This window comes from Mycobacterium sp., from assembly GCF_035653355.1.
Classification (GTDB): Bacteria; Actinomycetota; Actinomycetes; order Mycobacteriales; family Mycobacteriaceae; genus Mycobacterium.
Genome location: NZ_DASRBZ010000033.1, coordinates 1 through 3,804, shown reverse-complemented (window position 1 = coordinate 3,804; position 3,804 = coordinate 1). Strand labels below are relative to the sequence as shown.

The window sequence follows — 3,804 nt, the reverse complement described above, 5'->3', positions numbered from 1 at the left end:
CTTGAACGCGCCGAGAAACGTCGGGAACCGAAACTTCTTGGCGTAGGCCCGGTCCAGTAGGGACTTGACGAAGTTGCGCGAGTACTGGTCGAGAACCTCACGCTCGTAGTAGTTTTCGCGGATCAGGTAGTCGAGCTTCTCGTCGTAATTGTGGAAGAACACCGTGTTCTGGTTGACGTGCTGCAGGAAGTACTGGTGCGCGGCTTCCCGGTCCTTGTCAAACTGAATCTTGCCGTCGGCGTCGTACAGATTCAGCATCGCGTTCAGGGCGTGGTAGTCCGTTTCGCCCTGCACCAGGCTGCGCCCGGCAGCAGCTACAGGCTCTGCAGCTGTGAGAGTCGGTGACACGTCTCGTCCTTCCAGAAGTCGGCCAGGCCCGCGCGGACGGCTCGCACGTCCTCGTCGGTTCCCATGAGTTCGAATCGGTAGAGGTAGGGGACGCCGCACTTGCGCGACACCACCTCGCCCGCGTAGCAGAATTCCGCTCCGAAGTTGGTGTTGCCCGCCGCGATCACGCCGCGCAGCAGCGCTCGATTGTGCTCGTTGTTCAAAAACGCGATGACCTGCTTGGGCACGTAGCCGCCGTCGTTGATGTTGGGGGTCGCCCGACCGCCACCGTAGGTAGGCAGCACTAAGACGTATGGCTGATCCACCTCGATGCGGCCGTGCAGCGGTATCCGCGTGGCGGGAATACCGAGCTTCTGCACGAAGCGGTGGGTGTTCTCCGACACGCTGGAGAAATACACCAGGCTCGACGACGGCACCGCAATCTCCTTACGCGGTGAGCGCAGCTCCCGCGAGCGCCTTGATGCGATCGGGACGGAAGCCGGACCAGTGCTCGTTTCCGGCCACGACCACGGGCGCCTGCAGATAACCCAGCGCCATCACGTAGTCCCGCGCCTCGGAATCCAGCGTGATGTCGACCGTCTGGTAGGCAATGCCCTGCTTGTCCAGCGCCTTGTACGTGGCATTGCACTGCACACATGCGGGCTTGGTGTACACGGTGATGGTCATCGGCGGTTCGGCTCCTCTGCAGAACTACTGGGGACGGACTGGCAACTTCTTGGGCACTACCTCTGCGCGACTGCTCGGCAGACCGTCACACCCCGAAATTCCGGGGCCGACACCGCCGCGCGTTCACACGGCGGTGCCGGAATTCCGGAACCTCACCAGGCTGCACCGAGGTCGCGAGCCTGGGGTCTGTCGGTCGCTCAAACACTACACCTAGTGGGTGACAATAAGAAGGGATACAAGATGTTCGGAACAACATTCGTGAAATTCCCTGGTCGTAAGCATTGTTCGCGGTACCGCGTCGGCGTGTCGTAGATCACAATTCGGCCACTGTCGCGGCATCATTGCCATGCCGCAAGACTTACCACCCGCCACTGACATCGCCGGTGGATCAGTACAGCAGTGTGCGCCCACAGCAAAGCCGCCGGCAGCCCAAGACGGGGCCGCTCGGCGGCGCTGTCTACATCGGCTTAGCTCACTTCGGCAGCCAGCTTGCCCACCACATCGCGCACGTTGGATACCAGTTCGGCGTTCTCCCGCGGGTGCTTTCCCTCCAGCGGCTGGAACGGCACCGAGAGCTTGATCGCCTCGACGACACGCGGCCCGGCAATGCCGAACGACTTGCGGGTCTCGTCGTGGGCCCACACGCCGCCGTAGCGTCCCATCGACCCGCCGATGACCGCCAGCGGCTTGTCTTTCAACGCACTGTTGCCGAACGGCCGCGACAGCCAGTCGATCGCGTTCTTCAACACGCCGGGAATGCTGCCGTTGTATTCGGGGGTGACCACCAGGGCAGCGTCGGCGTCGGCAGCGGCGGCACGCAGAGCGGTCACCGAAGCCGGCACGTCGGCGTTGTCGATGTCCTCGTTGTAGAAGGGCAACTCACCGAGTCCGTCGAATACGGTGACTGTGACGCCGTCGGGGGCAACTTCTGTCGCCAGCTGAGCGATCTGACGGTTTACCGACGCGGCGCGCAGGCTTCCGACCAGCGCGAGCACCTTGATGTCCGGCTTGCGATCCGACATGGGGTCCCTTTCTTCTTGGCCTAATATCCTTGCACGCTCGAACCGGACCGCGGTCCGATTTATTCCGGCCGCGCTACAGTGCAATGGTGAGCCTCGTCGACCATGGGCGTGAGCTGCCCGTTTCCAGCCCGCAAGAGCGGGGGGACGCGGCGCGCAACCGCACGCTGTTGCTTGACGCGGCTCGGCGGCTGATCGCCGAACGCGGCGCCGACGCGGTGTCCATGGACGACATCGCCGCTGCGGCCGGGGTGGGCAAAGGCACGGTGTTCCGTCGGTTCGGCAGCCGCGCCCGTCTGATGATGGTGTTGCTCGACGAAGACGAGCGCTGCCTCCAGCAGGCTCTCCTGTTCGGCCCGCCGCCGCTGGGCCCCGATGCGCCACCTCTCGATCGCCTGCTCGCATTCGGCCGCGAGCGGCTGCGCTTCGTCCATACCCACCACACGCTGCTTTCCGCGGCCAGCCGCGACCCGCGGACCCGCCACAACGCGCCGGCAATGCTGCTGCTGTACACCCATGTCCGGATGCTGCTGGCCTCAGCTCAGACCACCGGCGATCTGGATGCCCAGACCGACGCATTGCTGGCGCTTCTCGACGCCGACTATGTCGAGCATCAACTCAACAACCGCGGCCACACACTCGAGTCCTTGGGCGATGCATGGGAAAGCCTGGCGCGCAAGCTATGCGGGCGGTGAGCACGGGCTGGGTGCTGCACGTCGACCTCGACCAGTTCCTGGCATCGGTCGAGTTACGTCGCCATCCCGAACTGGTTGGGCTGCCGGTCATTGTCGGCGGCAGCGGCGATCCGAACGAACCGCGCAAGGTCGTCACGTGCGCCTCGTATGAGGCCCGCAAGTTCGGGGTGCACGCGGGCATGCCATTACGCACCGCGGCCCGCCGCTGCCCCGACGCCACCTTCCTGCCATCGGATCCAGCCGCTTATGACGCGGCCTCCGATCAAGTGATGGGACTGCTGCGCGACCTGGGCTACCCGGTCGAGGTCTGGGGCTGGGACGAGGCGTACGTCGGTGTGCCTGAGGGCACGGACCCTGTCGACGTCGCCGAACAGATCCGCACCGTCATCGCGGCCGAAACCGGGCTGTCCTGCTCTGTCGGCATCGGCGATAACAAGCAGCGCGCCAAGGTCGCGACCGGGTTCGCGAAACCGGCCGGCATCTACCAGCTCACCGATGCCAACTGGATGGCGGTGATGGCCGACCGGCCAGTCGACGCGCTCTGGGGTGTCGGGCCTAAGACCGCGAAAAAGCTTGCCGGCCTTGGCATCACCACCGTCTGGCAGCTTGCGCACACCGACGCAGAGTTGCTCACATCGACGTTCGGGCCCCGGATCGGGCTGTGGCTTCTGTTGCTGGCCAAGGGCGGCGGCGACACCGACGTCAGCGCCGAGCCATGGGTGCCACGATCGCGCAGCCACGTCGTCACATTCCCGCGTGACCTCACCGACCGAGCCGAAATGGAGTCCGCTGTAACTGAATTGGCGCAGCAAGCGCTGGCCGACGTGGTGGCGCAATCCCGCATCGTGACCCGAGTTGCGGTCACAGTGCGCACGTCGACCTTTTACACCCGCACCAAAATCCGCAAACTCGATGCACCGACCACCGACGCCGGCGTCATCGTCGCCGCCGCGCTGCGGGTGCTCGACCTATTCGAACTCGACCGGCCGGTCCGACTGCTCGGAGTGCGGCTGGAACTGCAGATGCCGGAGTAGCTTGTCGCGCGGCGACCCGCTGCGCCCGGCTTCGCCGCGCTT

Annotated in this window: 5 protein-coding genes and 1 pseudogene; 2 read left to right on the top strand and 4 right to left on the bottom strand. The window is 64.9% G+C overall.

Features of this window, described 5'->3' with window-relative positions; genetic code table 11:
- The 4 genes and pseudogenes from VFA16_RS01000 to VFA16_RS00985 all read right to left on the bottom strand — a co-directional run.
- Positions 1 to 348, bottom strand: a pseudogene (locus tag VFA16_RS01000) (ribonucleotide-diphosphate reductase subunit alpha); the annotation flags it as partial.
- A complete protein-coding gene (nrdI, locus tag VFA16_RS00995) occupies positions 315 to 770 on the bottom strand; it encodes a class Ib ribonucleoside-diphosphate reductase assembly flavoprotein NrdI (protein WP_324966024.1) in 456 nt (151 codons plus the stop codon). The pseudogene VFA16_RS01000 and the gene nrdI, both read right to left, overlap by 34 nt.
- A 4-nt stretch (positions 771 to 774) precedes the next feature.
- Positions 775 to 1,014 (bottom strand): redoxin NrdH, encoded by a 240-nt coding sequence (locus VFA16_RS00990; protein ID WP_083088359.1) that lies wholly within the window; start codon positions 1,012 to 1,014, stop codon positions 775 to 777.
- A gap of 467 nt (positions 1,015 to 1,481) precedes the next feature.
- Complete coding sequence (locus VFA16_RS00985; RefSeq protein WP_324966023.1) at positions 1,482 to 2,036, bottom strand: NADPH-dependent FMN reductase; 555 nt, start codon at positions 2,034 to 2,036, stop codon at positions 1,482 to 1,484.
- A gap of 86 nt (positions 2,037 to 2,122) precedes the next feature.
- Between VFA16_RS00985 and VFA16_RS00980 the strand changes: the two genes are divergently transcribed.
- Together VFA16_RS00980 and VFA16_RS00975 are read left to right on the top strand one after the other, a co-directional pair.
- Positions 2,123 to 2,728, top strand: coding sequence for a helix-turn-helix domain-containing protein (locus VFA16_RS00980; RefSeq protein ID WP_324966022.1), 606 nt, complete (start codon positions 2,123 to 2,125; stop codon positions 2,726 to 2,728).
- Entirely contained in the window at positions 2,716 to 3,762 is a 1,047-nt protein-coding gene (locus tag VFA16_RS00975) for a DNA polymerase IV (RefSeq protein WP_324966021.1), read from the top strand. The genes VFA16_RS00980 and VFA16_RS00975 overlap by 13 nt, the downstream gene beginning before the upstream one ends.
- Positions 3,763 to 3,804: the final 42 nt, after the last annotated feature.

What these genes read in the sequence shown, in the direction of transcription:
- VFA16_RS00990 (WP_083088359.1), bottom strand. Translation starts at nt 1,014, where the DNA reads ATGACCATCACCGTGTACACCAAGCCCGCATGTGTGCAGTGCAATGCC.
- VFA16_RS00985 (WP_324966023.1), bottom strand. Translation starts at nt 2,036, where the DNA reads ATGTCGGATCGCAAGCCGGACATCAAGGTGCTCGCGCTGGTCGGAAGC.
- VFA16_RS00975 (WP_324966021.1), top strand. Translation starts at nt 2,716, where the DNA reads ATGCGGGCGGTGAGCACGGGCTGGGTGCTGCACGTCGACCTCGACCAG.